Source organism: Saccharopolyspora kobensis (genome assembly GCF_900108315.1).
Taxonomy (GTDB): domain Bacteria; phylum Actinomycetota; class Actinomycetes; order Mycobacteriales; family Pseudonocardiaceae; genus Saccharopolyspora; species Saccharopolyspora kobensis.
The window spans coordinates 178,820-204,724 of the sequence record NZ_FNVB01000007.1 but is presented as its reverse complement, the minus strand read 5'-3'; the positions used below and the strand labels follow the sequence as shown (position 1 = coordinate 204,724).

Genomic DNA, 25,905 nt, shown 5'->3' with positions numbered 1-25,905 from the left:
CTGTCGGCGTGTCGCGGACTCGACACGCCGACGGTGCGCGCAAGTTCCATTGAAATCGCAGAACCTCCCGACACGGCATCGGCGTGTCGGGAGGTTCGGGAAGACGCGTGTCGGGAGGTTCGGGAAGAAGTCGGTTCAGCCGACCGACGGGTTGGGGCTCACCGCGGTCGACTCCGCGGCTGCCTTCTCCTGCTCCGCGACCTTCGCCGCGCGCCGGATCGCCCACACCGTGACGATCAGCGCCAGACCGGTCAGCGGGTAGCCCATCGCGATCCGCGCGAACGCCAGCCAGCCGGTCTGGTCGGCGTCGTAGAGCCACTGCTGCACCACGTACTTCGCGCCGAACACCGCGACCCACGCCAGCGTGGCCAGGTCGTACCCGCGCAGCGCGCGCCGCTGCTTGCGCCAGGAGAAGCCCAGCCCGTTCAGCGCCGACCAGGCGACGCCCACCAGCGGCCAGCGGGCCAGCACGGAGACCAGGAACAGCCCGCCGTAGATCAGGCTCGTCCAGATGCCCAGCAGGAAGAAGCCCTTGGCGTCCCCGGAGCGGTAGGCGATGAACGAGCACACCGCCACCCCGATCACGCCCGAGATGGCCGGTTGCAGCGGCTCCTTGCGCACCAGCCGGAAGATCGCGATGGCCACCGCCACGCCGATCGCCGACCAGATCGCCGGCATCAGGCTCGTGAAGGAGCTGACCAGCACGAAGACCACGATCGGCACCGCGGAGTAGGCCAGGCCGCTGACCCCGCCCATCTGCTCCAGCAAGGTGTTCTCGGCACCGGCGGCGCGCTGCCCGTCGTCGTCCGTCTGCTTCTCGGCCGCGTCCTGGGCGGACAGCCCGGCAGCCGCTGCGTCGCGTTCGCTCATGCGGTGTTCTGCAACTCGTAGTAGGGGTTGTAAAGCACCTTGCGACCGTCGCGATCCGCGATCCGGCCACGGGCCTTGATGGTGCGGCCCGGTTCGATGCCTGCGATCCGGCGGCGGCCCAGCCACACCAGCGTGACGTCCTCGGTGCCGTCGAAGAGCTCGGCCTCCAGCGTCGGTGCCGACGCCTTGGGGCACAGCCCGACGCTGCGAACCCGGCCGAGCACCACCGCCTCCTGGCCGCACTTGCAGTCGCTGGCCCGCTGCGCCCCGCCCGCCTGCGACCGCTCCGAGAGGTCGTCGGCGTCCAGCTCGGCGACGTCACTGGTCAAGCGCCGTACGAGGCGACGCCAGTAGCCGCCCTCGCTCTTGCTCATTAGCGCTCCTGTGCGCCCTCGGGGCTCGACTCGCGCAGCCCGTGCACCACCAGCGTAGCGGCCGATCGGCGCAGGGTCGCGCCCCCGGCGCGATTGAGAAGATGATCGCTCGATCGGATCAACTCGTCCGGGTCAACCACCGCCACCTGCGGCTGGCGGAGGCTCGGACGTCGTCCCGCGGCGGGACGGCGCCCGAGCCCGGTCACTGCGCGGCCTGGCCGTTGCCCTGGGCCTGCTGCGCCTGCTGGATGTGCCGCAGGATCGCTTCCGGCAGCTGGATGGGCAGCGGGGTGCGCACCGGCATCGGGTCGGTGCCGCGCACCACGATCGTCTCGTCGAGCACCGCGTACAGCAGCTTCGCGCACTCCTCGGCGGTCTCGGCCGGACCGGCCGCGACCCCTCGCAGCAGCCAGCGCGGGCCGTCCACGCCGATGAAGCGCAGCGCCGCCTTCGGCGAGTCGGCCACCAGCTCCGTGCCCCACTCGCCTTCCTCGGTGTGCACCCGGGCGCCGTCCTTGCGCAGCTGCTCGGCGAGCTCGCCGCTGACCTCGCGCCACAGGCCGTCGCTGCGCGGCGCGGCGAAGGCGCTCACGGTCAGCCGGCCGACCGGGGTGACCACGTGCACCGCCCGCACCGGGCCTGCCGGGTCCACCTCGACCTGGAGCTGGCCGCCTTCGGGCACCGGCAACCGCACCGAACCCAGGTCGAGGCGCTCGACCTCGTCCTTCGGCGCCTCGCTCTCGTCGAACGGCCCGCGCTCCGGGACGGCCTCGTCTTCCGCCGACTCCTCAACCACGTCGTCGGCGCGCTTGCCCCGACCGCGGCCAAATCCGAACATCCCCTCAGCCCTCCGTCCTGTGACCGGCCTCGGTTCCCGAGACCGCCAGCACCTCGTGCCCGCCGGTGGACCCGTAGCCCCCGGCGCCCCGCTGCGACGCGGGCAGCTCGTCGACCTCCTGGAACACCGCGTGCTCGACCCGCTGCACGACGAGCTGCGCGATGCGGTCGCCGCGCCGCAACGACAGCGAGTCTTCCCGATCATGATTGATCAGGCAGACCTTGATCTCACCGCGGTACCCGGAATCGACCGTGCCGGGCGCGTTGACCACGCTCAACCCGGCCTTGGCGGCCAGTCCGGAGCGCGGGTGCACGAAACCGGCGTAGCCCTCGGGCAGCGCCAGCGCGATGCCGGTGCCCACCACCGCGCGTTCGCCGGGTTCGAGCACCAGGTCGGTGGTCGTCACCAGGTCCGCTCCGGCGTCGCCGGGTTTGGCGTAGGACGGCAGCGGCACATCGGGGTCAAGTCGGGTAAGCAGGACCTTCACGTTCGACACGGGCGGCGAGACTACCCTGAAGAGGTGTCGGAAAGCGTAGAAGCGGCCAGCACGACCGGCGACTTGCCCGGTCAGGCGAACTCGACGGAGCGCCCGGTGTTCCGGGAGCGGCTGTACGCGGCCTGGTGGTCCTGGCCGCTGCCGTTGATCGGCGCCGTGCTGATGGCCGCGCAGGTGCACATGGGTTACCCGGGAATCCGGGCGTGGCTGCCGTACGCGGTGCTGGTGCCGCTGGCGATCGCCATCCCGCTGTGGCTGGGCCGGACCAAGGTCGAGGTCAACGGCGGTGAGCTGTGGGTGGGCGATGCGCACCTGCCGCTGCGGTTCGTCGACGAGGTCGAGATCATCACCCCGCAGGAGCAGCGCCGGGCGCTGGGACCGGACCTGGATCCGGCCGCGTTCATGGTGCACCGCTCCTCGATCCGGACCTCGGTGCGGATCTGGCTGGACGATCCGGACGACCCCACGCCGTACTGGGTGGTCAGCACCCGGCGGCCCGCGGAGCTCGTCAAGGCGCTGGGCAAGGCCTGAGCGGGACCGGGCGGTGCAAAAGACAACTGGGCACACGCCCTGCGTGTGCCCAGCCACTCCCCGGTTTCGTCGACGTCCGCCCGATGTTCAGGCCGCGCAGTCGCGGCAGATCAGCTGGCCGTTCTTCGTCTCGGCCAGTCGGCTGCGGTGGTGGACGAGGAAGCAGCTCGCGCACGTGAACTCGTCCGCCTGCTTCGGGAGGACCTTGACGGTCATCTCCTCGCCGGACAGGTCAGCGCCCGGGAGCTCGAAGTTCTCCGCGATCGCCCCTTCGTCCTCGTCGACGACGCCCGATTGCGCATCGTTGCGTCGCGCCTTCAGCTCCTCCAGCGAGTCCTCTGCCAAGTCCTCGGACTCCCGGCGCGGAGCGTCGTAGTCGGTCGCCATCCTGATTCACCCCTGCGTTTGTGGAGACTGCAATGGTGTGCCGCTGGTAAACGTTCCAGGACCAGGATTTGTGCCCGGCGGCGCAGTGATCGTGGTCTCGCCCTGCAACGTGTTCAGTTCCCCCGTTATGAGCGACTTGCCTCATCCGGCACTCCGTGAGGCGCCGAGAGGGTAGCTCATGGCGAATCCGCACATGCATCAGGTCACCCATAGGTGTGGTGTTCACTGCATCCGCGGCTTCCCGAAGATCAAACCGGCGCGGCCCCTCGCCGATGCCACCGGTTGCCCGTTCCCCGGCCCCGCGATGCCGTGCGCTGGTTGTTCGCCCGGACCACATCGATTCAGCACCGGTGCGGCGTCGGTCGCGACACAGCAAGGCCGTCCGGCACCGCACGACGGGACTTCTCCGCATAGGCTTGATCCAGTGCACGGATGAGGAGCTTCCAGGGAGGGGCGGGACGTGGCAGCCGTTGGTGCAAGGGGGGGACGACGGGCCGGGTACCGGCGCCGTCGGCCACTGCCCGCTCTGCTGGTGCTGGCCTGCCTCGTGGTGGCGGCCGGCTTCCTGTGGACCCGCGTCTTCGATTCCGTGCAGGACATCGAAGCCGCCACCACCTGCAACCCGCCGACCCCGCCGACCGCCGCACCGGCCGCCGGTGAGGAGCCGACCGAGCAGGTGCCGCTGGGCGAGATGCTCGCGCGCGACGCGCTGGACTCCACCGGCCCCATCCCGCCGCAGGACGTGCAGGTCCGGGTGCTCAACGGCAACGGGGAGAGCAGGCAGGCCACGCTGGTCAGCGACGAGCTGAGCAGCCTCGGCTTCGCCGAGGGCGGCGCGGACAACGACCCGGTCTACGTCAACTACGACCTGAAGTGCCACGGCCAGATCCGCTTCGGCGGCGCCGGGGTGAGCGCGGCGCGCACGCTGAGCCTGATCGCGCCGTGCGCGCAGCTGGTCCGCGACGACCGGTCGGACGCCACCGTCGACTTCGCGCTGGGTTCGAAGTTCGACGACATCAAGACCACCTCGGCGGCCAAGCAGGTGCTCCAGGAGCTGGAGAACTGGGTGCCGCAGCGCGATCAGCAGGGCGGCGCGAACCAGGAGGTCACGCCGCCGAAGATCGACGAGGAACTGCTCACCAAGGCACGCGACGTGCACTGCTGAGCGCCGGGCGCGCGATCCGGCCTCCACCGGCCCGCGCGCCCGAACCGCCGGTCAGACCTGGCCCGCGTCGGCCTCGCGCAGCGCCTCGGTGAGCGCATCGGCGATGCCCGGCGTGGCGCAGATCAGCATCTCGTCGCCCAATCCGTCCGCGCTGCCGCGCTCCGGCAGCCGCAGCCGGGCACCGGCCTCCTCGGCGATCAGGACGCCTGCCGCCCAGTCCCACCGCTTCAGGCCGACCTCGTACATGCCGTCCAGCCAGCCGGCGGCGACCGCGCACAGGTCCAGCGACGCCACACCGGCGCGGCGGATGTCGCGCACCTGCCCCAGCAACCGGCCCACCACCGCCGCCTGCGCCTTGCGGCGGTCGACGTCGTAGGCGAAACCGGTGCCGATCAGCGACAGGTCCAGCCGGTCGGCGGCCGAGACGCGCAGGCGCTGGCCGTCCAGGAACGCGCCGTGCCCGGTGGCCGCGCTCCAGACCCGCCCGGATACCGGCTCGACGACCGCACCGGCCACCGAACGCCCGTCGAGCTGCGCGGCCAGCGACACCGAGTACCACGGGAACCCGTACAGGTAGTTGACCGTGCCGTCGATCGGGTCGACGACCCAGCGCAGCCCTTCGAGCGCCCGCTCGCCGCCTTCCTCCTCCCCCAGCACCGATTCGCCGGGCCGCAGCTCGGCGAGCCGCTCGCGGACCAAGCGCTCCACCGCGCGATCACCGGCTGTCACGACATCGGTTTCGGTACTCTTCGTGTCAACACCATCCGTGACAGCATCGTCACGCACGGTGCGGGCCAGTTGTGCGGCTTCGCGGGCGATCTGCACCGCGACCTCGCGCAACGCCATTGCGTCTACTTCAGTTGCCAATCCCACGCCCACATCGCAACACAACCCGGTTAAGGTCTGCACACCTCGATCTGAATCGAATAGGAAGGATCGGCCATGGGGACTGCCCGCGGTTTCGGCGTGGATATCGGCGGGTCCGGCATCAAGGGATGTCCGGTCGACATCGAAGGCGGCGTGCTGGCCGAGGAGCGCATGCGGATTCCCACCCCGCAGCCATCGACGCCGTCCGCGGTCGCCGATGCGGTGGCCGAGATCGTCGACAAGTTCTCCTGGACCGGCCCCGTCGGCATCACGCTGCCCTGCGTCGTCAAGGACGGCACCGCGCTGACCGCGGCGAACATCGACAAGGGCTGGATCGGCACCGACGCGCAGGCGCTGTTCGCCGAGCGGCTCGGCCGGGCCCGCGAGGACGTCGTGGTGCTCAACGACGCCGACGCCGCCGGGATCGCCGAGATGCGCGCCGGAGCGGGCGCCGGGCACCGCGGGCTGGTCGTGGTGCTGACCTTCGGCACCGGCATCGGCAGCGCGATGTTCATCGACGGCCGGCTGGTGCCCAACACCGAGTTCGGCCACATCGAGGTCGACGGCCACGACGCGGAGACGCAGGCCGCCGCGTCGGTCAAGGACGAGCTCGACCTGTCCTACCCGGAGTGGGCCCCGCGGGTCACCCGGTACGTCCAGGCGCTGGAGCAGTTCCTGTGGCCCGACCTGATCATCGCCGGCGGCGGGGTCAGCAAGAAGGGTCACAAGTGGATTCCGCTGTTGGAGACGCGAACTCCGGTCGTCGCCGCCGCGCTGCGCAACGACGCGGGCATCGTCGGCGCCGCCACCGCTGCGACCAGCGGCAACGCCTGACCTGACGGTCGCCTAGCACACGATGGGGCACGCGGACTCCGCCTTGCAGCGGAACCGCACCCCCGCATCGCAGTTACAATGGAACACGGCCCGCTCGGATCGAGGCCCTTCGACAAGGCGAAAACACCGATATCACCTGGTGTTCTCCCCTTTCCGGAGGGACTGGAATCCGGTGGGTTGTTCCCCGACCTTTGGCGGCCGAGGTTTCGCGCCCTCCGGCCAGCCCTGATCGACCGTCGCGAAAGGGCGTACGTGGCAGCCGCAGAAACCGCAACCCGACGCTCCAGCTCCGCCGCAGCCGGCGGTGCCCAGTCCGAGTCGGGCCAGTCCCAGGCCACCCCAGCTTCGGAGGCGGCTGCTTCTTCCGAGCAGCCGAAGACCACCGCCGCGCGGAAGAGCACCAAGAGCTCGACGGGTGCGAAGTCGACGACCCGCAAGACCGCCACGAAGCCCGCGGCGGCCAAGAAGGGCGCCAAGGCCCCGGCCAAGAAGACGACCAAGTCGGCTTCGGCCAAGGGCAGCGGCGAGGGCATGGAGATCGACGAACCGATCGAGACCGACCTGACCTCCCCGGACGTCGGCGACCTGGCCGAGGTCGAGGTGGAGATCCCGGAGGAGCCGGTCCCGGACGAGGACTCCAAGGAGTCCGGTGACTTCGTCTGGGACGAGGAGGAGTCCGAGGCGCTGCGCCAGGCGCGCAAGGACGCCGAGCTGACCGCCTCCGCCGACTCGGTGCGCGCGTACCTGAAGCAGATCGGCAAGGTCGCGCTGCTCAACGCCGAGGAAGAGGTCGAGCTGGCCAAGCGCATCGAGGCCGGCCTCTACGGCGCCGAGCGCATCCGCCAGATCGAGGAGACCGGCGAGCAGCTGACCACCCAGATGCGGCGCGACCTGCGCTGGATCGTGCGGGACGGCGAGCGCGCCAAGAACCACCTGCTGGAGGCCAACCTCCGGCTCGTGGTCAGCCTGGCCAAGCGCTACACCGGCCGCGGCATGGCGTTCCTGGACCTGATCCAGGAGGGCAACCTGGGCCTGATCCGCGCGGTCGAGAAGTTCGACTACACCAAGGGCTACAAGTTCTCCACGTACGCCACCTGGTGGATCCGGCAGGCCATCACCCGCGCCATGGCCGACCAGGCCCGCACCATCCGCATCCCGGTGCACATGGTCGAGGTCATCAACAAGCTCGGCCGCATCCAGCGCGAGCTGCTCCAGGACCTGGGTCGCGAGCCCACGCCCGAGGAGCTCGCCAAGGAAATGGACATCACCCCGGAGAAGGTGCTGGAGATCCAGCAGTACGCCCGGGAGCCCATTTCCCTGGACCAGACGATCGGCGACGAGGGCGACAGCCAGCTCGGCGACTTCATCGAGGACTCCGAGGCCGTGGTGGCGGTCGACGCGGTGTCGTTCACGCTGCTGCAGGACCAGCTGCAGTCGGTGCTGGCGACGCTGTCCGAGCGCGAGGCCGGCGTGGTCCGGCTGCGCTTCGGCCTGACCGACGGTCAGCCGCGGACGCTGGACGAGATCGGCCAGGTCTACGGCGTGACCCGCGAGCGGATCCGGCAGATCGAGTCGAAGACGATGTCGAAGCTGCGCCACCCGTCGCGCTCCCAGGTGCTCCGCGACTACCTGGACTGATCAGCAGGACCCGGCGAGGGCCGTCGACCACCCGGTCGACGGCCCTCGCTGCTGTTCGACCCCGGACCGGGGCGTCCATTCGGCGGCTCGAGCGGTCCGACTGATGGGATTCGCTGTTCGCTTCCAGCGGAAACGGCGCGCATCGGACAGCGCCCGTTCTGTGATCTGAAACACCGAATGTCCGGAATCAGATCAACACCGGACTTCGCGCTGATCGCGGCGGCGCCGTCATTTTCCCTAGTCACAAGGGTTTTCGCGGATTCGATCACGTTCCGCGCACGACGCTGCTGCAACCGGGTGCTTAATGGTGACGACCGTCGCCGGTCGGCGCGGGAACACTGACTACGGCCCAAGCGTCTGGAAGAGTGGAGCCACGAGCACCGACCCCGCAGCCAGTGGGCCACCGGTGGTCGTAGCAGGATCGAGGGCGTCGGATGTTTCCGACGCCGGGACGGAGGGAGATCACTATGCCGGGAACGCTCACCCGCCCCGAGCTGACCGCCGCCGACCGCTGCGACCGCTGCGGGGCCGCTGCCAAGCTTCGCGCCGTATTGCCATCCGGTGGGGAGCTTCTGTTCTGCGGGCACCACGCCCGCGCGTACGAGGCCGGGCTGCGCGACGTGCAGGCCGACCTGCAGCAGGACGAGCAGTAAACACCCGTCAGACGAGATGGCCGTGCCCCCGCAGGCTTCCTGCGGGGGCACGGCCCGTTTTCGAGGGTTTCCAGGTCCACCTTGCGTGGCGGTGCGGTTGGCCGAGCAACAGGCGCGACTGCTGTTGCCGATCGGGCCTCGGGTGTCAGGTGAGGTCGGCGAGGGCTTCGAGGAGGCGGCGGACGTCGGATTCGTCGGTGTAGTGCGACAGGCTCGCGCGCACCCCGCCCTGCGGACCGATGCCCAGGGCGTGCACGGCCTCCCACGCGTAGGAATGGCCGTGGGAGACGTTGAGACCCCGCTCTGACAGCCGCTCGGCCACCTGCCGGGGTTCCGCGCCGGGAAGGCCGAAGAAGGCCGTAGGCGTGCACGGGCCTTGCGGAGCGCCGTAGCGCACCACACCGTCCAGGGCCGCGATGCCGTCGAACAGCACTCCGGCGAGTGCCTCCTCGTGGGCGACCACAGCGCGCCGGGAGACCGCCAGGCGGTCGGCGCGGCTGCCGTCGGCGTCGGAATCCAGCCCGGCCAGGTGCTCCACCGCGGCCACGACGCCTGCCATGGCGGCGAACGGGTTGGTGCCGAGCTCGAAGCGGTCCGGTGAGGTGTCCGGCGACGGCTTGAGCTTGTCCGGGTGCAGGTTCTCCAGCGACCACGGGTCCCCCGCGACCACCGCGGCCAGGTGCGGTCCCGCCCACTTGTAGGCGCTGGTCGCGTAGAAGTCCGCGCCGAGCTCCGCGAGCTGCACGTGCGCGTGCGGGCAGTGCTGCACGCCGTCGACGTAGGAGAGCGCGCCCACCTGGCGGGCCCGGTCGGTGATCGTGCGCAGGTCGGGCATGGTGCCCAGCACGTTCGACGCCGCGGTGACCGCGACCAGCTTGGTGCGCTCGCCGATGAGATCGGTGACGCGCTGCGCGGGCAGCTCACCGGTCGCCGGATCCAGCTCCGCCACCCGCACCGACGCGCCCGCGCGCTGCGCGTGCTGGATCCACGGCCGGACGTTGGCGTCGTGGTCCAGCTGGGTCACCACGACCTCGTCGCCGGGCCGCCAGCCGTCGGCCAGCACCGCGGCGAACCGGTAGGTCAGCGCGGTCATGCTCGGGCCGAACACCACGCAGGCCGGATCGCGCGCCCCGACCAGGTCGGCCACCGCCGCTCGCGCCTCGGCGACGATCCCGCCGGCCCGGCGGCTGGACGCGTACGGACCGCCCACGTTCGACATCCCGACCCGGTAGGCGTCGGTGACGGCATCGATCACCGGCTGCGGCACCTGCGTGCCCGCCGCTCCGTCCAGCCACGCCCTGCCATCGGCCAGCGCCGGGTACTGCGCCCGGACCTTCTCCACGTCGAAAGCCATGGCCCCGACCCTAGGAGACCGGACCGGCCAGCAGAACCGATCGCGCTGCGCCGTTCGGGGCGGGTTACGGTTCCGGCGGGATCCGAGCCATTCGTGGCGCTCGTCGATCAGCGGGTGCCGTCCCGCTCCGATCGCCCTCCAACGCGCGCACCGGACATCAGACCGTGGACGTGTTGGGCGAGTTGGTTCGCGCTGACTCCGGAGTCGTGCTCCGCCCGCAACGCTTCGACCGAGCTCCGCCCGAGCGAGGTGCGCGGCTGCGAGCGTCGCGCGGAGCTGCTCCGCAGCCGCGTCCACGCGTGAAGGCGAGGAGCCGGTCGAGCCCTACCAGGAGCGGAGGGTGGCGATGCGCTCTTCGAGCTGCTCGATCGTGGCCATCGCCGTCGGCGGGCCGCCGCAGGACTTCTGCAGCTCGTTGTAGATCTTGCCGTGCGGCTTGCGGGTCCGGTGGTGGTGCAGCGACACCAGGGTGTTCAGCTCCTTGCGGAGCTTCTGCAGCCGCTCCTGCACGCTCTGCGGCTTCGCGTTCGCGCGCTGCTCGGCCTGCTCGGCGGCCTTGGCCGCCTTCGCCTCGGCCTCGCGCTTGGCGACGTCGTCGAGCTGCTGGGACTGGCGCTGCCGCAGCAGCGCCCGCACCTGGTCGGGCTCCAGCAGACCCGGCAGACCGAGGTAGTCCTGCTCCTCCTCGGAGGTGCTGAAGGCCGCGGTGCCGAACGACGAACCGTCGTAGATCACCTGGTCCAGCTCGGCCTCGGCGCCCAGCGAGGTGAACGCCTTCTCCTCCTCGCCGGGCTCGTCCTCCTTGCGGTTGGCCTGGGCGAGCAGCTCGTCGTCCCAGCCGTCCTTCTCCCGGTGCGGCTTGCCCAGCACGTGGTCGCGCTGGGTCTCCAGCTGGCTGGCCAGCTCCAGCAGCACCGGCACGCTCGGCAGGAAGACGCTGGCCGTCTCCCCCGGCCGCCGGGATCGCACGAAGCGGCCGATGGCCTGCGCGAAGAACAGCGGCGTCGAGGCGCTGGTGGCGTACACGCCGACGGCCAGCCGCGGCACGTCGACGCCTTCGCTGACCATCCGGACCGCGACCATCCAGCGGTCGTCGGACTCGGAGAACTCGGCGATCCGCCCGGAGGCCTGCGGGTCGTCGGAGAGCACCACTACCGGTTCGGTGCCGGTGATCTGCTGCAGCGCCTTGGCGTAGGCCTTGGCGGTGACGTGGTCGGTGGCGATCACCAGCCCACCGGCGTCGGGCATGCCGCCCTTGCGCAGCTGCGCCAACCGCGTGTCCGCGGCCCGCAGCACGGCCGGGATCCAGTCGCCCGACGGGTCCAGGGCGGTGCGCCAGGCCCGGGCGGTCTGCTCGGCCGTCAGCGGCTCGCCGAGGCGGGCGCTGAACTCGTCACCGGCGCTGGTGCGCCACCGCGCCTCGCCGGAGTAGGCCAGGAAGACCACCGGCCGGACGACGCCGTCGTTGAGCGCGTCCGAGTAGCCGTAGGCGTGGTCGGGGCGGCTGCGCAGCGAGCCGTCGGCGTCGGGTTCGTAGCTGATGAACGGGATCGGCGAGTCGTCGCTGCGGAACGGCGTACCGGTCAGCGACAGGCGCCGCACGGCCGGGGTGAAGGCCTCCCGGATCGCGTCACCCCAGGACTTCGCGTCACCGGCGTGGTGCACCTCGTCGAGGATCACCAGCGTCTTGCGGCGCTCGGTGCGCACCCGGTGCAGGGCTTCGTGCGCCGCGACCTGCGCGTAGGTGACGACGACGCCCTGGTAGTCGCTGGAGGTGATGCCGTCGGCGTTGCGGAAGTTCGGGTCCAGCGCGATGCCCGCGCCGGCGGCGGCCAGCGCCCACTGGTGCTTGAGGTGCTCGGTCGGCGCGACGACGGTCACGGCTTCGACCGTGCGGTCGGCCAGCAGCTCCGCGGCGATCCGGAGTCCGAAGGTGGTCTTGCCCGCGCCCGGCGTCGCGACGGCCAGGAAGTCCTGCGGCTTGGTCGACAGATACTTGGTGAGCGCTCTGCGCTGCCACGCGCGGAGCGGTCGGGAAGCAGCCTGCGGGGCTTCGCTGAGCACTGATCGGACGGGATTGTCGAGTTGCGCTTCGGACACGCCGGCTCGCCGCTCCTTCCTAGGTCTCCCCTACCTGAATGGCGAGGGCGAGTCGTTGCACCGCCCCGCGAACGCCCACTCCGACATCGGTCAACTCGCTGCGGGCCGCCGTGCAGCTTACCTCCGCGGTTCGATCTCCACCGGCAAGGCCGTGGAGACGAATGCGACACACCGTTTTTCCGGGTCGACGCTCATCGCCGGGACCGATGCAGCATCCTTATGGGTGCCATGGGTTCGCCGAGTTCGCCAGAAAGCCGGGGGCGCAGTGCAGCCGCCGCACCACGGGACGCCCCGGTGCGACGAGGGCCACTGCGCCTGATCGCGCGCACCCTGGACAAGGCTTGGTGGGACAACATCTTCTCCGAGTCGGCGGCCGCCGCCTTCTGGCAGACGCTGTCCATGCCGCCGCTGCTGCTCGGCCTGCTGGGCAGCCTGGGCTTCCTCGGCGACTGGTTCGGCCCGTCGGTCGTCGACGCGGTGCACGACAAGATCCTGGCCTTCTCCCGGACCGTGTTCACCGAGAACGTGGTGCGGGAGATCATCGGGCCGACGGTGGGCGACATCCTGACCAAGGGCAAGGGCGAGATCGTCTCGGTCGGCTTCCTGCTGTCGCTGTGGGCCGGGTCGTCGGCGCTGGCCTCGCTGGTCGACTCGATCACCATGGCCTACAACCAGTACCTGGTGCGCAACAGCGTGTGGCAGCGGATCTTCGCGCTGCTGCTCTACCTGGTGTGCCTGGTGCTGGCGGTGTTCGGGCTGCCGGTCATCGCGCTCGGCCCGGACTGGCTGCCGACGGTGTTCCCGCGGGACTACCAGGACGACATCGCCTGGCTGATCCAGATCTTCTACTACCCGGCGACCGCGCTCGGGCTGGTCGTGGCGCTGGCCACGCTGTACAAGGTGGCGGTGCCGCGCAAGCTGCCCTGGCACCGCGGGCTGCCCGGCGCGCTGCTGGCGATGCTGCTGTTCCTGTGCTCGAGCATCGGCCTGCGGCTCTACATCACGTGGGTGACCGGCACCGGCTACACCTACGGCGCGCTGGCCACCCCGATCGCGTTCCTGCTGTTCGCGTTCTTCATCGGCCTGGCGATCATCATGGGCGCGCAGTTCAACAACGCGATCCAGGAGATGTACCCGGCGAAGATGACGCGCCGGGAGCGGCGCCGGTGGCGGCGGTTGGAGATGCGGCGCCTCGAACAGCGCATGCACACCGAAGAGGGCTACCGGGCGTGGCGCAACGGCCAGGCCGAGGACACCGCGCCGGAAGAGCCGGTCGCGCCCGAAGCACGTGCACCGGCCCCGCGCGAGGAGCCGGACGACGACGCGGCGGAGCTACCGCGCAACGGCGTGCCGCTGCCGGAACCGCCGCACAAGCAGACCGAACCGCGCGGTGGCTGAGAACCTGCCCGCGGTTTCCGCCGCTCGAACAGGCTCCGGTACCACCGCGCGGCAGCGGTGCGGAGTCAGTCCTTGCCGCCGGGCGGCAGCGAGTTGAAGATCTCCTTGCAGTCCGGGCAGACCGGCGAACCCGGCTTCGGCGACTTGGTGACCGGGAACACCTCACCGCACAGCGCCACCACGTGCGTGCCCATGACCGCGCTCTCGGCGATCTTGTCCTTCTGCACGTAGTGGAACATCTCCGGACGGTCGTCACTGGTCTGATCAGTGGTCTCGGTCCGGGTATCGGTCTCCGGCAGCGTCATCGTGCTCATGTCCCAATGATGCCGCACGACCGGCCCGGGCGGTTCCGCCCCGCGCCGGTCAGCTCTCGATGACCTGGTGCTCCCGCGATTCCAGCGCGTGGTGCGAGTGCCGGAACCGGCTCACCTTCTCGCTCTTGCGCACCGGCCGGTCGTTGGCGATGAGCACCGCCATCCACGGCAGCGGGATCGAGATGGCCAGGATGATCAGTGACAACCACCACAGCTGCCACACCTGGAACACCACGGCGGCCAGCACCAGGCACGGAACCCGGCTGGCCATCATGATCGCGTACTTGCGGCGACGCAGCGCCTGCTGATCGTCCAAGGACGGCTGGGCCTCGGTGATCAGCACCGGGGAGTCGTCACGATGTGAGCTGTTCACGACGCCACCTCCACTTCCATGCTCCCACTCGATCGCCGCCGCCAACACCCTGGGTGCCGCGCGAAGTCGGAGCTCCGGTCCCGAGGTTGACCGGCACGACGCACGCGCGAAACCTCGACCGGTTAGATTCGGACGGGATCAATACGTGGAGGTCGAATGCTGTACGCGGTGAGCAAGCGGGTCGTCGGCGCGGTGGCGCGGACGATCTACCGGCCGACTGTGATCGACGCGGACAAGGTGCCGACCACCGGTCCGGTGATCCTGGCGCCGAACCACCTCGCCGTGCTCGACAGCTTCATCGTCCCGCTGGTGCTGCCCCGCCCGGTCGCGTTCCTGGCCAAGGCCGAGTACTTCACGGGCACCGGCGCCAAGGGCGCGCTGATGAAGTGGTTGTTCAGCACTTGGGGCGCCATCCCGGTGGACCGGGGCAAGGGGCGCGCCGCGAAGGAGTCGCTGGAAGCCGCGGAGAAGGTGCTGCGCGCCGGCGGCGCGTTCGGCATCCACCCGGAGGGCACCCGCTCCCCTGACGGCCGCCTGTACCGGGGCCGCACCGGCGTCGCGCGGCTCGCGCTGAGCACCGGCGCACCGGTCGTGCCGGTGGCGCTGACCGGCACCGACAAGCTCCAGCCGCGCGGCAAGAAGATCCCGCGCCTGCACCCGGTCTCGGTGCGCTTCGGCGACCCGCTGGACTTCAAGCGCTACTCGGGGCTGGACAGCTCGCTGCCGGTGCTGCGCTCGATCACCGACGAGATCATGTACGCCATCGCCGAGCTCTCCGACCAGGAGTACGTCGACCGCTACCAGCGCCCCGGCGCGGCAGCGGCCTGATACCCGCGCCCGTGAGCGCCCGGCGGTGCGCTCACGGGCCCCGGAAGTCGATGAACGACGGCGCGACGTGCGCCGTCAGCCAGACCCCGTTCGCGCTGACCCGGAACTCGTGACCGGCCTCGTGCATCGCGCCCGCGCGGATCGCCAGGACGACGGGCCTGCCGCGCCGCGCTCCCACCCGCTGCGCGGTCTCGCGGTCGGTGGAGAGGTGGACGTGCTGGCGGCCCATCGGCCGCAACCCCTCCTGCCGGATGGCGGCGAGGTTGCGGCCGACGGTGCCGTGGAACAGGAACGCGGGCGGCTCGCTGACCGGCAGGTCGAGGTCGACCGGGACCGAGTGGCCCTGGCTGGCCCGGATCCGGTCGCCGTCGATGACGTAGCGCTGCTTGTCGTTGCTCGCGACGACCTCGGCCAGCTCCGCCCGCGAGATCGGGAACCGGTGCGCGGCAGCGGCGGCCAGCAGCACCTCGACGTCCACCCAGCCGTTCGCGTCGAGCTCGACGCCGATCCGCTCCGGCTGGTGTCTCAGGTGCTTGGCCAGGTACTTCGAAATCCGCACCAGCCGCTGCTCGTCCATCACGGGCCCACGCTAACCGCCCGGGAGAAACAGCGTCGACGGGTTTTCGATCAGCCCTTGGCGGCCTTGGCGGCGGCCTTCTGCTCCTTCTTCCAGGCCCGGACCTCGTTGAGGGTCTGCTCGTCGACGACGTCGGCGATCGACCGGCGCGAGCCGTCCTCGCCGTAGGCCCCGGCGGCTTCCCGCCACCCGGCAGGCTCGACGCCGCGCTGCTTGCCCAGCAGCGCGAGGAAGATCCGCGCCTTCTGGTCGCCGTAGCCGGGCAGCGCCTTGAGCCGCTTGAGGACTTCCTTGCCGTCCGGGTCGCCCTCGGTCCAGATCGCCTCGGTACGGCCGTCGTAGTGCTCGACGACGTACTGCGCCAGCGCGTGCACCCGGCGTCCCATCGACCCGCCGTACCGGTGGATGGCGGGCTTCTGCACGCACAGCTCGACGAACTCGTCCAGATCGGACTCGGCGATCCGGGTGACGCTGAACCCGCCCATCCGCTCGGCGATCTTCCTCGGTCCGGCGAAAGCGACCTCCATCGCCACCTGCTGATCGAGCAGCATCCCGGTGAGCAGCGCGAACGGGTCATCGCTGAGCAACTTGTCGGCCTCGGCGTCACCGGTCAGGTTGAGGTTCTTCGGCATGGGCCCATCGTCGCACGCAGCGCTTCGGCCGCACCCGGGTCCGCTGCTCCGCTAGTCGCCCTCCGGCTCCGTCTTCGTCGCGGCGAAGGCCTCCTCGTACCTGAGCAAGGTGTCGACGAACGTCCGCTGCTGCGCTGGGCTCAGCGGTTCGAGCGCGTGCCGCCACGCGTGGGCGCCCGGCGACAACCATTCGGCGATGGCCGGGCGGCTGTCCTGGCTGATGTCGATGATGCGCCGACGGCGGTCGGCGTCGTCCTCGTGCCGCACCAGGACGCCTTTGCGGCTCAGCTCGCTGACGATCAGGCTCACCGTGGTCGGCGCCACCCCCAGCGCTCCGGCGAGCTGCGAGACGGTCAACGGCCCGTCGAGCAGCAGCAGGGACAGCATCGACAGATGCCTCGGCGCCAGGTCGAGCGACCTCAGCTGTTCGGGCAGCGGCAGGCGTTTGATCCTGCCGACCAGCCTCGGCATCACCAGGAGCAACTCCCTGACCGCGTCATCGGTGGCGTCAGGCGTTGACATCCGCACGGCCTCCCAATAGCTTTGCTTCCAAATTCAATTTGCTTCCAAACATTCCTCGGAGGGTGCTGTGCCCCACCTCGACGTCCACGTGCTGGAAAGCGACCTGACCGGCCGCGAGACCGAGCTGATCGAGAAGCTGACCGATGCGATCGTCGCCGTCTACGGCGAGTGGGCCCGGAGCATCGCGGTCGTGCGGCTGATCGGCATGCCGCCCAACCGGTGGGGCATCGGCGGCAAGCCCGCACAAGCACCCGCGCCGAGCGTCACGTTCGGCATCCGGGAAGCGGCCTTCAGCCGACCCGACGCCGACGAGATCGTCGCCCGCCTCGTCGCCGGAGTCACCGACGCCATCGTCGACGTCTTCGGTGAACGCGTCCGCGCCGGTGTGACGGTCGAACTCGTGGGCACCCCGGCCGAGCGCACCGGCATCGGCGGAGTGGTCGTCACCTCGTAGCGAGCCCGCCGAACGCCCCGAAGCGGCCGGGCGCTCAGCCGGCGCTGCGGCGGAGTGCGTCTTCGCTGAGCAGCTTGCCGGTCGGTGCGGTCGGGCTCGTCCAGCATGGCCCCATCCTGGCACGCGGCGTCGCAGGTGCGCGGAAAACCCGATCGACCTTCTTCTTGACCTCGACTTTGCTGGAAGTTGGAGGCTGCTCGCAGTCGGATCGGCGAAAAGCTCGATCGTGGTTCGGGAAGGAACGACATGACAACGACTGCCGAAGGTGCCGCGGGCCAGGTCACCGTGCTCGGACTCGGCGACATGGGATCGGCGATCGCCAGGACCTTCGTCGACCGCGGGTACCGCACGACGGTCTGGAACCGGACCGCGAGCAAGACCACGCCGCTGGTCGACGCCGGTGCCACCGCGGCCGCGACCGCGGCGGAGGCCGTCGCGGCGAGTCCGCTCGTGGTGATCTGCTTGCTCGACGGCACTGCGGTCGACGAGGTGTTGAGCACCGTCGGGGACTCGGTCGCGGGCAAGGTGCTGGTCAACGTCACCAGCGGTTCGCCCTCCCAGGCCCGGGCCACCGAGCGGTGGGCGAGCGAGCGCGGCGCCGAGTACGTCGACGGCAAGATCATGGGCGACCCGCCGTACGTCGGAACGCCGAACATCATGTTCCCGTTCAGCGGTTCCCGGCAGGCGTTCGACGCCCACGAGTCCACGCTGCGGGAGCTGGGCACCATCGCCTACCACGGCGAGGACGCCGGTTCGGCCGCCGTGGAGTTCATGGCCCAGGTGGCGGCGTCCTACGAGCTGCTCATCGGGTTCCTCCACACGCTCCGGCTGGTCCAGGCCGAAGGGGTCGACGTCGTGGAGTTCGCCGACCGCTTCGCCGGTTCGCTGGCCGCCTTCCCGCCGCTGCTGACCTCGATGAGCAAGGCGGTCAAGAGCGGCGAGTACGCGCCCGACCTCGGTCCGCTCAACGTCCAGGCCGCGCTGATGGACGACATGATCAGCCACCGGGACTCCCTCGGCGTGGAAGCGGTGCGGATGCGGGAGGTGAAGGAGCTGATGGACCGCCGGATCGCCGACGGACACGGCGACCAGGGCTTCTCAAGCCTCTTCGAGCTCCTGAAGCGCCAGTAGGACCGACTCGCCAGGTGCCCCGCCGCTCGGCCGGGGCACCTGGTGCGCCGATAAAGAGCCTTTCCCGGGCATCGGCGCTCACGGCGCGAGCGGCTTTGGCACGCTGGGCGGGTGAGTTCGTTGATGTCGTGGCTTGATCGGGGCACTCGCCGCTACTGGCGCTTCCGCGGTCGGCCCGTCGACCTCGACGGCTCGGAGCAGTGGCTGGACGCGCCCATGCACGACAGCTCGCAGGTCGGTGCGGGATGGCTGCCCACGGGCAGCGACTCCGCCGATGGCGCCGGGCTGCTCGCGGACATGGCCCAGCTGGACGGCCCGACCTTCCGGGCGGCCGACCTGCGGCCGGAGATCCGGGACTTCTACGAGCGCACCTCCCGGTGGCGCATGGAGGTGTGGACGCAGTGGAACGCGGTGTTCCAGCCCGGCGGTGAACTCGTCTCCCGGTTGTTCGGCCGCCGCGTGCGGCAGCTCGCGCTGCCCACCCGCCCGCTCGACGTGGCCCGCGGCATGGACAGCAGGGTCGTGCCCATCCTCGGGTCCGATGGGGACCAGCAGGCCGCCGCGTGGATCCGGACGCTGCGATCGACCGGCGAGTACGTCTACAGCGGTTGCTACTCCACCAAACTGCTGCCGGGCGCGCGGAACCCGAGCGTCCACGTGGCGTTCCCGCTCGAATCGGGCAACATCCAGGTGCTCCTCGAACCGGTCGCGCTGCCGGACGGCGCGCTGGAGCTGCGCTCCCCGCCCGGGAGGTTCGGCCAGAACGGGGCTTACGCTGTCGTCGAGGACGACGGACGCACGTACGCCGCCCGCATCCCGATCCACGAGACGTTCCACGTCTACGTCGACGACGAAGGCACCCTCCGGACCGACCACGCCCTGCACCTGTGGTCCGCCCGGGTCGTGCGCCTGCACTACAAGCTCGCACCGGCTTGAGCGCGGCCGAAAATGCTTTGCGGGTGGTGATCGCGGCGTGTGAGGCTGACCGGTGTGGACATGCACGCCGGGCAGTTGACCGTGTCACCGGAAATGGTGCGGGCGTTGGTGGACGCGCAGTTCCCCGAATGGCGGGATCTGCCCGTCAGCAGCGTCGATTCGCGGGGAACGGTCCACGCGATCTTCCGCATCGGTGATCGGTTCGCGGCCCGGTTCCCGCTGGAACCGGGAGAAGCCGGGGCGAAGCGGGCCGAACTCGAAGCCGAGGCGGCAGCGGCTCGGGAGCTGCTGGGGCGCACGCGCTTCCGCACGCCCGAACCGATCGCGCTGGGCGAGCCCGGGGCGGGTTATCCGCTGCCGTGGTCGGTGCAGACCTGGGTGCCCGGGGTGGTCGTCGACGGTCTTGGGGAGTCCGCGGCGTTCGCCGGCGACCTCGCCGAGTTCATCCGCGGTGTCCGCACCATCGACACCCGCGGCCGGACGTTCTCCGGAACGGGGCGCGGCGGTGTTCTGCGATCCCACGACGCCTGGATGGAGACCTGCTTCGAGCACAGCGAGCAGCTCCTGGACGTCGCGCTGCTCCGCCGGACGTGGCGGGCCATGCGCGAGCTCCCGCGCGGCTCGGCCGGTGACGTCATGACGCACGGCGACCTCATCCCCAGCAACCTGCTGATGTCCGGCGGGCGGCTGACCGGGGTCATCGACATCGGCGGTCTGGGCCCGGCCGATCCGGCGCTGGACCTGGTCGCCGCCTGGCACCTGTTCGACGCGGAACCGCGGCAGGTGTTCCGCGCCGAACTCGGGTGCGGCTCCCTCGAATGGGAGCGCGGCAGGGCGTGGGCCTTCCAGCAGGCGATGGGGCTGGTCTGGTACTACGCCGAGAGCAACCCGAGCATGAGCTCGCTGGGACGGCGCACCCTGGACCGCGTCCTGGCGGAGGCGTGAGCCCTCGGTCAGCCGGCCTGCCGGCTCCGCCACTCCGGTGCCAGCACCGACCAGACCTCCAGGTCCTGTCGTTCGCCCCGGTGAACACCGCTCTCCCGCAGCACGCCGTCCTTGACCATCCCCAGCCGCTTGGCGACCGCGATGCTGGCGTGGTTCGCCGCCGAGACGAGCCACTCCACCCGGTGAATGCCGCGTTCCTCGACGGCCCAGTCGATGATCACCCGCGCTGCCCTCGTGACCAGCCCCTTGCCCACCGCCGACGGCTCCAGCCAGCAGCCCGCCTCCGCGGTGCCGCGCGGGACGTCCATGGTCCGGAAGAGAACACCGCCGACCAGCTCGTCGGCGACCCAGATCCCGAAGATCCGCCCGGTGTCGGTCGCCGCCTTCTCCGCGTACTGCTGGAGGAAGGCGCGGCTCGAAGCCAGGTCGGTGACCGCGTCGGCCAGCCCGATGTGCTGCCCGATGAGCTCCCTCCCCCGGTCCATGTGGGCCAGGAACTCCGCTGCGCGCCACGGCTCCAGCGGGCGGAGCACCGCGTTGTCATCCCCCAGGGAAATCGAGAACATTCGCAACCTTCCGAAACCCGATCGAGCAACCGTGCGAAGAATTGCGCACGGAGACGGCGGAGTAAAGCGGTTTTCGGCGTTGCCCCGCCCACTTACGGAGAGAGCCGGTGGACCGAACCTCACTTCCCGAGGTGCGCATCGTGCACCTGAACGGGCCCGCGTTCCAGGCGCTCGCCGCTGGCGATCCGGCCGCGGCGAACACCGCGAGCCCGGTGCCCCTCCCGCCCTACTTCGCCGGCCCGGAATGGCGCGGGGTGTGGCTCCGGCGCAGCGAGCAGGTCGCGGAGGACCCGGGCAGCGCGGCCTGGGTCACCGGCGTCATCTGGGACGTGCAGCGCGAGCTGGCCGTCGGACGGGCCGGGTACCACGGACCGCCCGATGAATCCGGGATGGTGGAGATCGGCTACGCCGTCGATCCCGCGCACCGCCGGCGCGGGTACGCGCGCGCAGCTCTGGAGGCGCTGCTCCGGCGCGCGGCCCGGGAACCGCAGGTGCGCACGGTTCGGGTCACCATCAGCCCGGACAACGCAGCGTCCTACCGGTTGGCCTCGCAGTACGGCTTCGCCGAGGTCGGCGAGCAGTGGGACGACGAGGACGGCTTGGAGATCGTCTACGAAAGGCCCGCGCACCACCTCTGACCACGGCGGCGGGCGGATGCGGGAGGATCGGGGCGTGATTCCAGACCTGTCCCACGACCGCATCGACCGCCTCCGCGACGCCTTCCGCGCCGCCGGGTACGACGCCGATGGCGTCGTCGAACTGCTCGGCCCGGAAGCGCACATCGCCCTGGGCCGCGGCGAACCCGTACCCGCGCTGCGCGCCACGGCCGACGCCGGGCCGCTCGGCACGCTCATCCGGTTGTTCCTGCTCGGGCTGGCCGAGCCGCGGGCCGCCGTCGAGGCCGCGCTCGCCCCGCTGCCGCTGTCCGATGCGCAGGCCGCCGGGCTCGTCGTCGCCGACGGCGACCGGCTGCGCGCCGGGCTCGACGTCCGCCCGCACGGCGTCGGCGACGACTCGTGGTGGGTCGTGTCCGACCTCGACTCCGACCTGCGCGGCGGCCGACCGGTCGAGCCCGACCACGTGCTCGGCGTCGGGCACGCATCGCTGAGCCTGGTGCAGGCCACCTCCCGCCGACCGGTCGGCTCCGTGCTGGACCTGGGCACCGGCTGCGGCGTGCAGGCGCTGCACGCGAGCACGCACGCCCAGCGCGTCACCGCGACCGATGTCTCCAAGCGCGCGCTGGCGCTGGCCGAGGCGACGTTCCGGCTCAACGAGATCGACGTGGAGCTGGGCGAGGGCGAGTGGTTCGACCCGGTGCGCGGCCGCCGGTTCGACATGGTGGTGTGCAACCCGCCGTTCGTCGTCGGGCCGCCGCGCACCGACTTCACCTACCGCGACTCCGGCCTGGCCGGTGACGACGCGAGCGCGCTGGTGGTGCGCCAGCTGCCCTCCTTCCTCAACGAGGGCGGCACCGGGCAGCTGCTGGCCTCCTGGGTGCACCGCGACGGCGAGGACTGGGAGGACCGGGTCTCCCGGTGGCTGCCCCCGGGCGCCGGTGTCGACGCGTGGTTCGTCCAGCGCGACGTCGCCGACCCGGCGCTGTACGTCGGGACCTGGCTGCGCGACGCGGGCTACGACCTGCGCTCCCCGCAGGGCCTGCAGAAGGCCGGCGAGTGGCTGGACTGGTTCGAGGCCAACGACGTGCTCGGCATCGGCTTCGGGTTCGTCACCCTGCGCCGCACCGACGCCGCGCGCGGCGAGGTCGTGTGCGAGGACCTGCGGCACGCCTTCAGCGACCCGCTCGGCCCGGAGTCCGACCAGTGGCTGCGCCGCGTCGACTGGCTGCGCGCCAACGGGTCGCCCGAGACCCTGCTGGCGTCCCGGCTGGTCACCGCGGACAGCACGGTGCTGGAACAGGTGTCCGAGCCCGGCGACGAGGGCTGGAGCCCGCTGGTGCACCGGCTGCACCGCACGGACGGCCCGGGCTGGCAGCACGAGGTCGACGAACTCGGCGTCCGGCTGCTCGCCGGGTGCCGGGGTGCGCTGCCGCTCGGCGAGCTCCTCGAACTGCTCGCGATGGGATTCGGCGAGGACGCCGAGGAGCTGACGCGCGCCGCCGTGCCCGTGGTCCGGGAGCTCGTCCGGCACGGAATGGTCGTTCCGGCGGAATGGGCGGATGGTGCGCAATGAGAGCAATCGCCACTCGGGTCACTCGCGCCTCGGTAACGGTCGACGGTGTCGTCGCGGGCAAGATCGAAGAGCCCGGGCTGTTAGTGCTATTGGGTGTGACCCATTCCGACGGGCGTGAAGAAGTCGTCAAAATGGCCCGCAAACTGCACGAGATTCGCGCGCTGCGCGACGAGGAGTCCTGCGCCACGACCGGGGCACCGCTGCTCGTCGTCAGCCAGTTCACGCTCTACGGCTCGACCCGCAAGGGGCGGCGCCCCTCGTGGACCGAGGCGGCCCGCCCGGAGCACGCCGAACCGCTGGTCGAAGCGGTCGTGGCGGAGCTGCGCGAGCGGGGCGCGCGGGTGGCCACCGGGGTGTTCGGGGCGATGATGTCGGTGGAGAGCGTCAACGACGGGCCATTCACCCTTTTGGTTGAGGTGTAAATGTAACGGGGGCTCTCAGGAAATCCTCAGACTTGGTGGCGCAACCGATGTGACCGCCATGACGTCTCCCAATCGAGAACTTCGGGAACGAATTCGGCACGCCGGTCGTTTTCCAGGTAACGAAGCTTCGACGGCCATGCCGAGAGGTGCCGGGGGCACCGATCGACAACACCCGGAGGAGACGTCGACGCGCAAGCCCGTACCAACGAGCGTACGCGTCCAACGCACCGCGCAACGGCGCGCAGGTGTGAATTGCGCCCGCCAAGCCAGCCCGTCAGGGAGGGAGCTCATGACCGTCCCGCAGACCACCAAGCCAGACGTCGCAGTCACCGAAGACCTGGACACCCAGGGCCCATCGGCAGACCTGGTGCGCGTCTACCTCAACGGCATCGGGCGCACCGCGCTGCTCACCGCACAGGAAGAGGTCGACCTCGCCAAGCGCATCGAGGCCGGGGTGTTCGCCAAGCACCTGCTGGAGACCAGCAACAACCTCTCCCCGGAGCGGCGCTCCGACCTGAACGCCGTGGTCCGCGACGGCCGCCGAGCCAAGAACCACCTGATGGAGGCCAACCTCCGCCTGGTGGTCAGCCTGGCCAAGCGCTACACCGGCCGCGGCATGCCGCTGCTGGACCTGATCCAGGAGGGCAACCTGGGTCTGATCCGCGCGGTGGAGAAGTTCGACTACACCAAGGGCTTCAAGTTCTCCACGTACGCGACGTGGTGGATCCGGCAGGCCATCACCCGCGGCATGGCCGACCAGAGCCGCACCATCCGGCTGCCCGTCCACCTGGTCGAGCAGGTCAACAAGCTGGCCCGCATCAAGCGGGACCTGCACCAGAAGCTCGGCCGGGAGGCCACCGACGAAGAGCTGTCCGAAGAGGCAGGCATCCCGGTCGAGAAGATCCTCGACCTGATGGACCACTCCCGCGACCCGGTGAGCCTGGACATGCCGGTCGGTGCCGAGGAGGACGCGCCGCTCGGTGACTTCATCGAGGACGCCGAATCCGCGGACGCGGAGAACGCGGTGATCTCCGGCTTCCTGCAGGACGACCTGCGCCGCGTGCTGGCCACCCTGGAGGAGCGGGAGCAGTCGGTGATCCGGATGCGCTACGGCCTCGACGACGGCCAGCCGCGCACCCTGGACCAGATCGGCAAGTCGTTCGGCCTGTCCCGCGAGCGGGTCCGGCAGATCGAGCGCGAGGTCATGTCCAAGCTCCGGCAGGGCGACCGCGCCGACCGGCTGCGGGCTTACGCGAGCTAAAGGGGCGTCGACGGGAGTGGTGTGTCTGCGGAAAGCGCAGACCATTCGCCCCTTTAGATGATTTTGCGGGGGCCGAGCCCCGCAGACCCCCACGGTGCGGTGGTGACGCCCAGGAGAACTTCTCGCTTTCCTGAGCGTCCCCCACCTGCTCACGGACCAGCCCTCCATGTCTGCGGAAGCGCTGGTTGGGCTCCGGGCTGGGTCTGTGGTCGGGTTGTGGTGGTTGTTGTTGGGTTTTACCCGGTTGGCTCTTTGATTTTCTTGGTCGGGGGGCCAAGGTTTTGGTTTCCGGGTGATTCGGCTTCGCGGTGGGTTCTCCTGCCGCTTCCTCCGGGAGGCCGGGGTCGTCGCTGGACGGGTCCGACCTCCCGACCCTTACTCGGCGCCCTTCGCGGGTGCTGGTTCGCGACGAACGGCCTGCCCACCTCGTTCCGCGAGGTGAGCAGGCCGTTCGTCGTTCTTGCTCGGGTCAGGAGGGTTCGGCGTTGAACTTCCGGCGCCAGCGGGTCAGCTCTTCCTCGGTCGCTCCGTGGCTCCGGAGCCAGCCCGCTGCGCGGTCCTCGTGGGCGGCGAAGGTCTCCAGGACGCTCTCGATCGCTTCCGTCGGCGTCGACATCAGTTCGCGGACCATCTCCTCGTCCACGCCAGGCGGGAAGATCGGGGCCTTGTCGAGCCGCTGCAGGACCCGGAGCATGTTCTGGTCGGTGCGCGAGTAGTCGGCCACGATCGCATCGTCGCGCACTCCCGCCGCGCTCAGCAGCAACGCCGCCGACACTCCCGTCCGGTCCTTGCCCGCCGAGCAGTGGATCAGGGCCGGGCCGTCGGCCTCCAGCACGATGCGGAAGACCTCGACCAGCTTCTTCGAGGCTCCCTGCAGGATCGTCTGGTAGAGCTTGGTCAGGTCGTGCGCCGCATCGTCGATCTCGATCTCGACGTCCTGGAGGTCCTCCAGCAGCGAGACGTGGTGCACCTCGGCGACACCGGCCAGCGGGTGCTCCTCGTCCTTCGTCTCCCAGGAGCCCCGCAGGTCCACCACCACGCTCGGCGGCCAGCTCGGCACGTCCTCCGGGTTCCGGTCACCGATGTGCGGAGCGTCACTGCGGTAGACCACCCCCGATCGTGTCAGCGCGCCGCCCCCGAGGGGCTGCCCGCCCAGGTCGCGAAGGTTGACCAGCCCGTCCAGCGGATCTGTCGTCGACAAAGTGACCTCCGTAGCTTCCGGCACCGCTCCCGAAGTGCGGCGACAAGT

The 25,905-nt window shown here is 70.5% G+C and carries 30 protein-coding genes; 15 read left to right on the top strand and 15 right to left on the bottom strand.

Annotated features, from left to right (window positions below):
• Positions 1–135 precede the first annotated feature (135 nt).
• From C4T78_RS23795 to dut, 4 genes are all read right to left on the bottom strand, one after another.
• Positions 136–870 (bottom strand): DUF3159 domain-containing protein, encoded by a 735-nt coding sequence (locus C4T78_RS23795; protein ID WP_093355101.1) that lies wholly within the window; start codon positions 868–870, stop codon positions 136–138.
• Positions 867–1,244: an OB-fold nucleic acid binding domain-containing protein gene (locus C4T78_RS23790; RefSeq protein WP_093355104.1), complete on the bottom strand. Its 378-nt coding sequence runs from the start codon at positions 1,242–1,244 to the stop codon at positions 867–869. Before C4T78_RS23790 ends, C4T78_RS23795 begins: the two co-directional genes overlap by 4 nt.
• Before the next feature lie 202 nt (positions 1,245–1,446).
• Positions 1,447–2,082 (bottom strand): DUF3710 domain-containing protein, encoded by a 636-nt coding sequence (locus C4T78_RS23785; protein ID WP_093355106.1) that lies wholly within the window; start codon positions 2,080–2,082, stop codon positions 1,447–1,449.
• Between the two features lie 4 nt (positions 2,083–2,086).
• Complete coding sequence (gene dut, locus C4T78_RS23780) at positions 2,087–2,578, bottom strand: dUTP diphosphatase (protein WP_093157490.1); 492 nt, start codon at positions 2,576–2,578, stop codon at positions 2,087–2,089.
• 24 nt (positions 2,579–2,602) lie between these two features.
• On the opposite strand from dut, the gene C4T78_RS23775 reads away from it, so the two are divergent.
• Complete coding sequence (locus C4T78_RS23775; RefSeq protein ID WP_093355109.1) at positions 2,603–3,109, top strand: DUF3093 domain-containing protein; 507 nt, start codon at positions 2,603–2,605, stop codon at positions 3,107–3,109.
• A gap of 87 nt (positions 3,110–3,196) precedes the next feature.
• Here C4T78_RS23775 and C4T78_RS23770 read toward each other — a convergent pair whose 3' ends face one another.
• The gene (locus C4T78_RS23770; RefSeq protein ID WP_093157488.1) at positions 3,197–3,496 is read right to left on the bottom strand and encodes a DUF4193 domain-containing protein; all 300 of its coding nucleotides are present in this window, start codon (positions 3,494–3,496) and stop codon (positions 3,197–3,199) included.
• Positions 3,497–3,956: 460 nt separating this feature from the next.
• On the opposite strand from C4T78_RS23770, the gene cei reads away from it, so the two are divergent.
• Positions 3,957–4,661 carry an envelope integrity protein Cei gene (cei, locus tag C4T78_RS23765; RefSeq protein WP_177247671.1) on the top strand — a complete coding sequence of 235 codons (705 nt, stop codon included), beginning with the start codon at positions 3,957–3,959 and terminating at the stop codon, positions 4,659–4,661.
• 51 nt (positions 4,662–4,712) lie between these two features.
• On the opposite strand, the gene C4T78_RS23760 is transcribed toward cei, so the two are convergent.
• Entirely contained in the window at positions 4,713–5,507 is a 795-nt protein-coding gene (locus C4T78_RS23760; RefSeq protein ID WP_093355111.1) for an inositol monophosphatase family protein, read from the bottom strand.
• Positions 5,508–5,603: 96 nt separating this feature from the next.
• Between C4T78_RS23760 and ppgK the strand changes: the two genes are divergently transcribed.
• From ppgK to C4T78_RS23745, 3 genes are all read left to right on the top strand, one after another.
• Complete coding sequence (ppgK, locus tag C4T78_RS23755; protein ID WP_093157485.1) at positions 5,604–6,362, top strand: polyphosphate--glucose phosphotransferase; 759 nt, start codon at positions 5,604–5,606, stop codon at positions 6,360–6,362.
• Between the two features lie 252 nt (positions 6,363–6,614).
• Positions 6,615–8,000 carry an RNA polymerase sigma factor gene (locus tag C4T78_RS23750; protein ID WP_093157484.1) on the top strand — a complete coding sequence of 462 codons (1,386 nt, stop codon included), beginning with the start codon at positions 6,615–6,617 and terminating at the stop codon, positions 7,998–8,000.
• 467 nt (positions 8,001–8,467) lie between these two features.
• Positions 8,468–8,653: a DUF7455 domain-containing protein gene (locus tag C4T78_RS23745; protein ID WP_093157581.1), complete on the top strand. Its 186-nt coding sequence runs from the start codon at positions 8,468–8,470 to the stop codon at positions 8,651–8,653.
• Positions 8,654–8,798: 145 nt separating this feature from the next.
• Here the strand turns inward: C4T78_RS23745 and C4T78_RS23740 are convergent, their stop codons facing one another.
• Together C4T78_RS23740 and C4T78_RS23735 are read right to left on the bottom strand one after the other, a co-directional pair.
• The gene (locus tag C4T78_RS23740; protein ID WP_093355114.1) at positions 8,799–10,007 is read right to left on the bottom strand and encodes a cysteine desulfurase-like protein; all 1,209 of its coding nucleotides are present in this window, start codon (positions 10,005–10,007) and stop codon (positions 8,799–8,801) included.
• Positions 10,008–10,331: 324 nt separating this feature from the next.
• On the bottom strand, positions 10,332–12,107 hold the full coding sequence (locus C4T78_RS23735) for a DEAD/DEAH box helicase (protein WP_093355116.1): 1,776 nt from the start codon (positions 12,105–12,107) through the stop codon (positions 10,332–10,334).
• Between the two features lie 294 nt (positions 12,108–12,401).
• Here C4T78_RS23735 and C4T78_RS23730 point away from each other — a divergent pair, with 294 nt between their 5' ends.
• On the top strand, positions 12,402–13,505 hold the full coding sequence (locus C4T78_RS23730) for a YihY/virulence factor BrkB family protein (protein WP_235863662.1): 1,104 nt from the start codon (positions 12,402–12,404) through the stop codon (positions 13,503–13,505).
• Positions 13,506–13,570: 65 nt separating this feature from the next.
• Here the strand turns inward: C4T78_RS23730 and C4T78_RS23725 are convergent, their stop codons facing one another.
• Together C4T78_RS23725 and C4T78_RS23720 are read right to left on the bottom strand one after the other, a co-directional pair.
• Positions 13,571–13,819: a DUF3039 domain-containing protein gene (locus tag C4T78_RS23725; protein ID WP_093157479.1), complete on the bottom strand. Its 249-nt coding sequence runs from the start codon at positions 13,817–13,819 to the stop codon at positions 13,571–13,573.
• A gap of 49 nt (positions 13,820–13,868) precedes the next feature.
• Entirely contained in the window at positions 13,869–14,192 is a 324-nt protein-coding gene (locus tag C4T78_RS23720) for a DUF3099 domain-containing protein (RefSeq protein WP_093355120.1), read from the bottom strand.
• Positions 14,193–14,348: 156 nt separating this feature from the next.
• Between C4T78_RS23720 and C4T78_RS23715 the strand changes: the two genes are divergently transcribed.
• Entirely contained in the window at positions 14,349–15,020 is a 672-nt protein-coding gene (locus tag C4T78_RS23715) for a lysophospholipid acyltransferase family protein (protein ID WP_093355124.1), read from the top strand.
• A gap of 31 nt (positions 15,021–15,051) precedes the next feature.
• On the opposite strand, the gene C4T78_RS23710 is transcribed toward C4T78_RS23715, so the two are convergent.
• The 3 genes from C4T78_RS23710 to C4T78_RS23700 are packed head-to-tail and all read right to left on the bottom strand — an operon-like array spanning position 15,052 to position 16,751.
• Positions 15,052–15,597, bottom strand: a complete 546-nt coding sequence (locus C4T78_RS23710; protein ID WP_093355127.1) for an RNA 2'-phosphotransferase — start codon at positions 15,595–15,597, stop codon at positions 15,052–15,054.
• A 50-nt stretch (positions 15,598–15,647) separates the two neighbouring features.
• On the bottom strand, positions 15,648–16,229 hold the full coding sequence (locus C4T78_RS23705) for an HhH-GPD-type base excision DNA repair protein (RefSeq protein ID WP_093355131.1): 582 nt from the start codon (positions 16,227–16,229) through the stop codon (positions 15,648–15,650).
• A 51-nt stretch (positions 16,230–16,280) separates the two neighbouring features.
• Entirely contained in the window at positions 16,281–16,751 is a 471-nt protein-coding gene (locus C4T78_RS23700) for a MarR family winged helix-turn-helix transcriptional regulator (protein WP_093355136.1), read from the bottom strand.
• A 67-nt stretch (positions 16,752–16,818) separates the two neighbouring features.
• On the opposite strand from C4T78_RS23700, the gene C4T78_RS23695 reads away from it, so the two are divergent.
• The 4 genes from C4T78_RS23695 to C4T78_RS23680 all read left to right on the top strand — a co-directional run bounded on the left by C4T78_RS23695 (position 16,819) and on the right by C4T78_RS23680 (position 20,217).
• Positions 16,819–17,205 (top strand): tautomerase family protein, encoded by a 387-nt coding sequence (locus tag C4T78_RS23695; RefSeq protein WP_093355138.1) that lies wholly within the window; start codon positions 16,819–16,821, stop codon positions 17,203–17,205.
• A 246-nt stretch (positions 17,206–17,451) separates the two neighbouring features.
• Entirely contained in the window at positions 17,452–18,336 is an 885-nt protein-coding gene (locus C4T78_RS23690; RefSeq protein ID WP_093355141.1) for an NAD(P)-dependent oxidoreductase, read from the top strand.
• 111 nt (positions 18,337–18,447) lie between these two features.
• The gene (locus C4T78_RS23685) at positions 18,448–19,272 is read left to right on the top strand and encodes a hypothetical protein (RefSeq protein WP_093355143.1); all 825 of its coding nucleotides are present in this window, start codon (positions 18,448–18,450) and stop codon (positions 19,270–19,272) included.
• A gap of 39 nt (positions 19,273–19,311) precedes the next feature.
• Positions 19,312–20,217, top strand: a complete 906-nt coding sequence (locus tag C4T78_RS23680; RefSeq protein WP_235863663.1) for an aminoglycoside phosphotransferase family protein — start codon at positions 19,312–19,314, stop codon at positions 20,215–20,217.
• A gap of 8 nt (positions 20,218–20,225) precedes the next feature.
• On the opposite strand, the gene C4T78_RS23675 is transcribed toward C4T78_RS23680, so the two are convergent.
• Complete coding sequence (locus C4T78_RS23675) at positions 20,226–20,783, bottom strand: GNAT family N-acetyltransferase (protein ID WP_093355147.1); 558 nt, start codon at positions 20,781–20,783, stop codon at positions 20,226–20,228.
• 107 nt (positions 20,784–20,890) lie between these two features.
• Between C4T78_RS23675 and C4T78_RS23670 the strand changes: the two genes are divergently transcribed.
• From C4T78_RS23670 to C4T78_RS23655, 4 genes are all read left to right on the top strand, one after another.
• Complete coding sequence (locus tag C4T78_RS23670) at positions 20,891–21,421, top strand: GNAT family N-acetyltransferase (RefSeq protein WP_235863664.1); 531 nt, start codon at positions 20,891–20,893, stop codon at positions 21,419–21,421.
• A gap of 16 nt (positions 21,422–21,437) precedes the next feature.
• A complete protein-coding gene (locus tag C4T78_RS23665; RefSeq protein WP_177247673.1) occupies positions 21,438–22,973 on the top strand; it encodes a N5-glutamine methyltransferase family protein in 1,536 nt (511 codons plus the stop codon).
• Positions 22,970–23,395 carry a D-aminoacyl-tRNA deacylase gene (dtd, locus tag C4T78_RS23660; protein ID WP_093355152.1) on the top strand — a complete coding sequence of 142 codons (426 nt, stop codon included), beginning with the start codon at positions 22,970–22,972 and terminating at the stop codon, positions 23,393–23,395. Before C4T78_RS23665 ends, dtd begins: the two co-directional genes overlap by 4 nt.
• Positions 23,396–23,684: 289 nt before the next feature.
• A complete protein-coding gene (locus C4T78_RS23655) occupies positions 23,685–24,656 on the top strand; it encodes a sigma-70 family RNA polymerase sigma factor (RefSeq protein WP_093157460.1) in 972 nt (323 codons plus the stop codon).
• Between the two features lie 469 nt (positions 24,657–25,125).
• Here the strand turns inward: C4T78_RS23655 and C4T78_RS23650 are convergent, their stop codons facing one another.
• A complete protein-coding gene (locus C4T78_RS23650; RefSeq protein WP_093355154.1) occupies positions 25,126–25,857 on the bottom strand; it encodes a tyrosine-protein phosphatase in 732 nt (243 codons plus the stop codon).
• Positions 25,858–25,905: the final 48 nt, after the last annotated feature.

Bases quoted from the DNA above. Each gene is read 5' to 3' on its own strand.
- C4T78_RS23795 (WP_093355101.1), bottom strand. From the start codon at position 870: ATGAGCGAACGCGACGCAGCGGCTGCCGGGCTGTCCGCCCAGGACGCG.
- C4T78_RS23790 (WP_093355104.1), bottom strand. From the start codon at position 1,244: ATGAGCAAGAGCGAGGGCGGCTACTGGCGTCGCCTCGTACGGCGCTTG.
- C4T78_RS23785 (WP_093355106.1), bottom strand. From the start codon at position 2,082: ATGTTCGGATTTGGCCGCGGTCGGGGCAAGCGCGCCGACGACGTGGTT.
- C4T78_RS23770 (WP_093157488.1), bottom strand. From the start codon at position 3,496: ATGGCGACCGACTACGACGCTCCGCGCCGGGAGTCCGAGGACTTGGCA.
- C4T78_RS23760 (WP_093355111.1), bottom strand. From the start codon at position 5,507: ATGGCGTTGCGCGAGGTCGCGGTGCAGATCGCCCGCGAAGCCGCACAA.
- ppgK (WP_093157485.1), top strand. From the start codon at position 5,604: ATGGGGACTGCCCGCGGTTTCGGCGTGGATATCGGCGGGTCCGGCATC.
- C4T78_RS23745 (WP_093157581.1), top strand. From the start codon at position 8,468: ATGCCGGGAACGCTCACCCGCCCCGAGCTGACCGCCGCCGACCGCTGC.
- C4T78_RS23740 (WP_093355114.1), bottom strand. From the start codon at position 10,007: ATGGCTTTCGACGTGGAGAAGGTCCGGGCGCAGTACCCGGCGCTGGCC.
- C4T78_RS23725 (WP_093157479.1), bottom strand. From the start codon at position 13,819: ATGAGCACGATGACGCTGCCGGAGACCGATACCCGGACCGAGACCACT.
- C4T78_RS23715 (WP_093355124.1), top strand. From the start codon at position 14,349: ATGCTGTACGCGGTGAGCAAGCGGGTCGTCGGCGCGGTGGCGCGGACG.
- C4T78_RS23710 (WP_093355127.1), bottom strand. From the start codon at position 15,597: ATGGACGAGCAGCGGCTGGTGCGGATTTCGAAGTACCTGGCCAAGCAC.
- C4T78_RS23705 (WP_093355131.1), bottom strand. From the start codon at position 16,229: ATGCCGAAGAACCTCAACCTGACCGGTGACGCCGAGGCCGACAAGTTG.
- C4T78_RS23700 (WP_093355136.1), bottom strand. From the start codon at position 16,751: ATGTCAACGCCTGACGCCACCGATGACGCGGTCAGGGAGTTGCTCCTG.
- C4T78_RS23690 (WP_093355141.1), top strand. From the start codon at position 17,452: ATGACAACGACTGCCGAAGGTGCCGCGGGCCAGGTCACCGTGCTCGGA.
- C4T78_RS23675 (WP_093355147.1), bottom strand. From the start codon at position 20,783: ATGTTCTCGATTTCCCTGGGGGATGACAACGCGGTGCTCCGCCCGCTG.
- C4T78_RS23665 (WP_177247673.1), top strand. From the start codon at position 21,438: ATGCGGGAGGATCGGGGCGTGATTCCAGACCTGTCCCACGACCGCATC.
- dtd (WP_093355152.1), top strand. From the start codon at position 22,970: ATGAGAGCAATCGCCACTCGGGTCACTCGCGCCTCGGTAACGGTCGAC.
- C4T78_RS23655 (WP_093157460.1), top strand. From the start codon at position 23,685: ATGACCGTCCCGCAGACCACCAAGCCAGACGTCGCAGTCACCGAAGAC.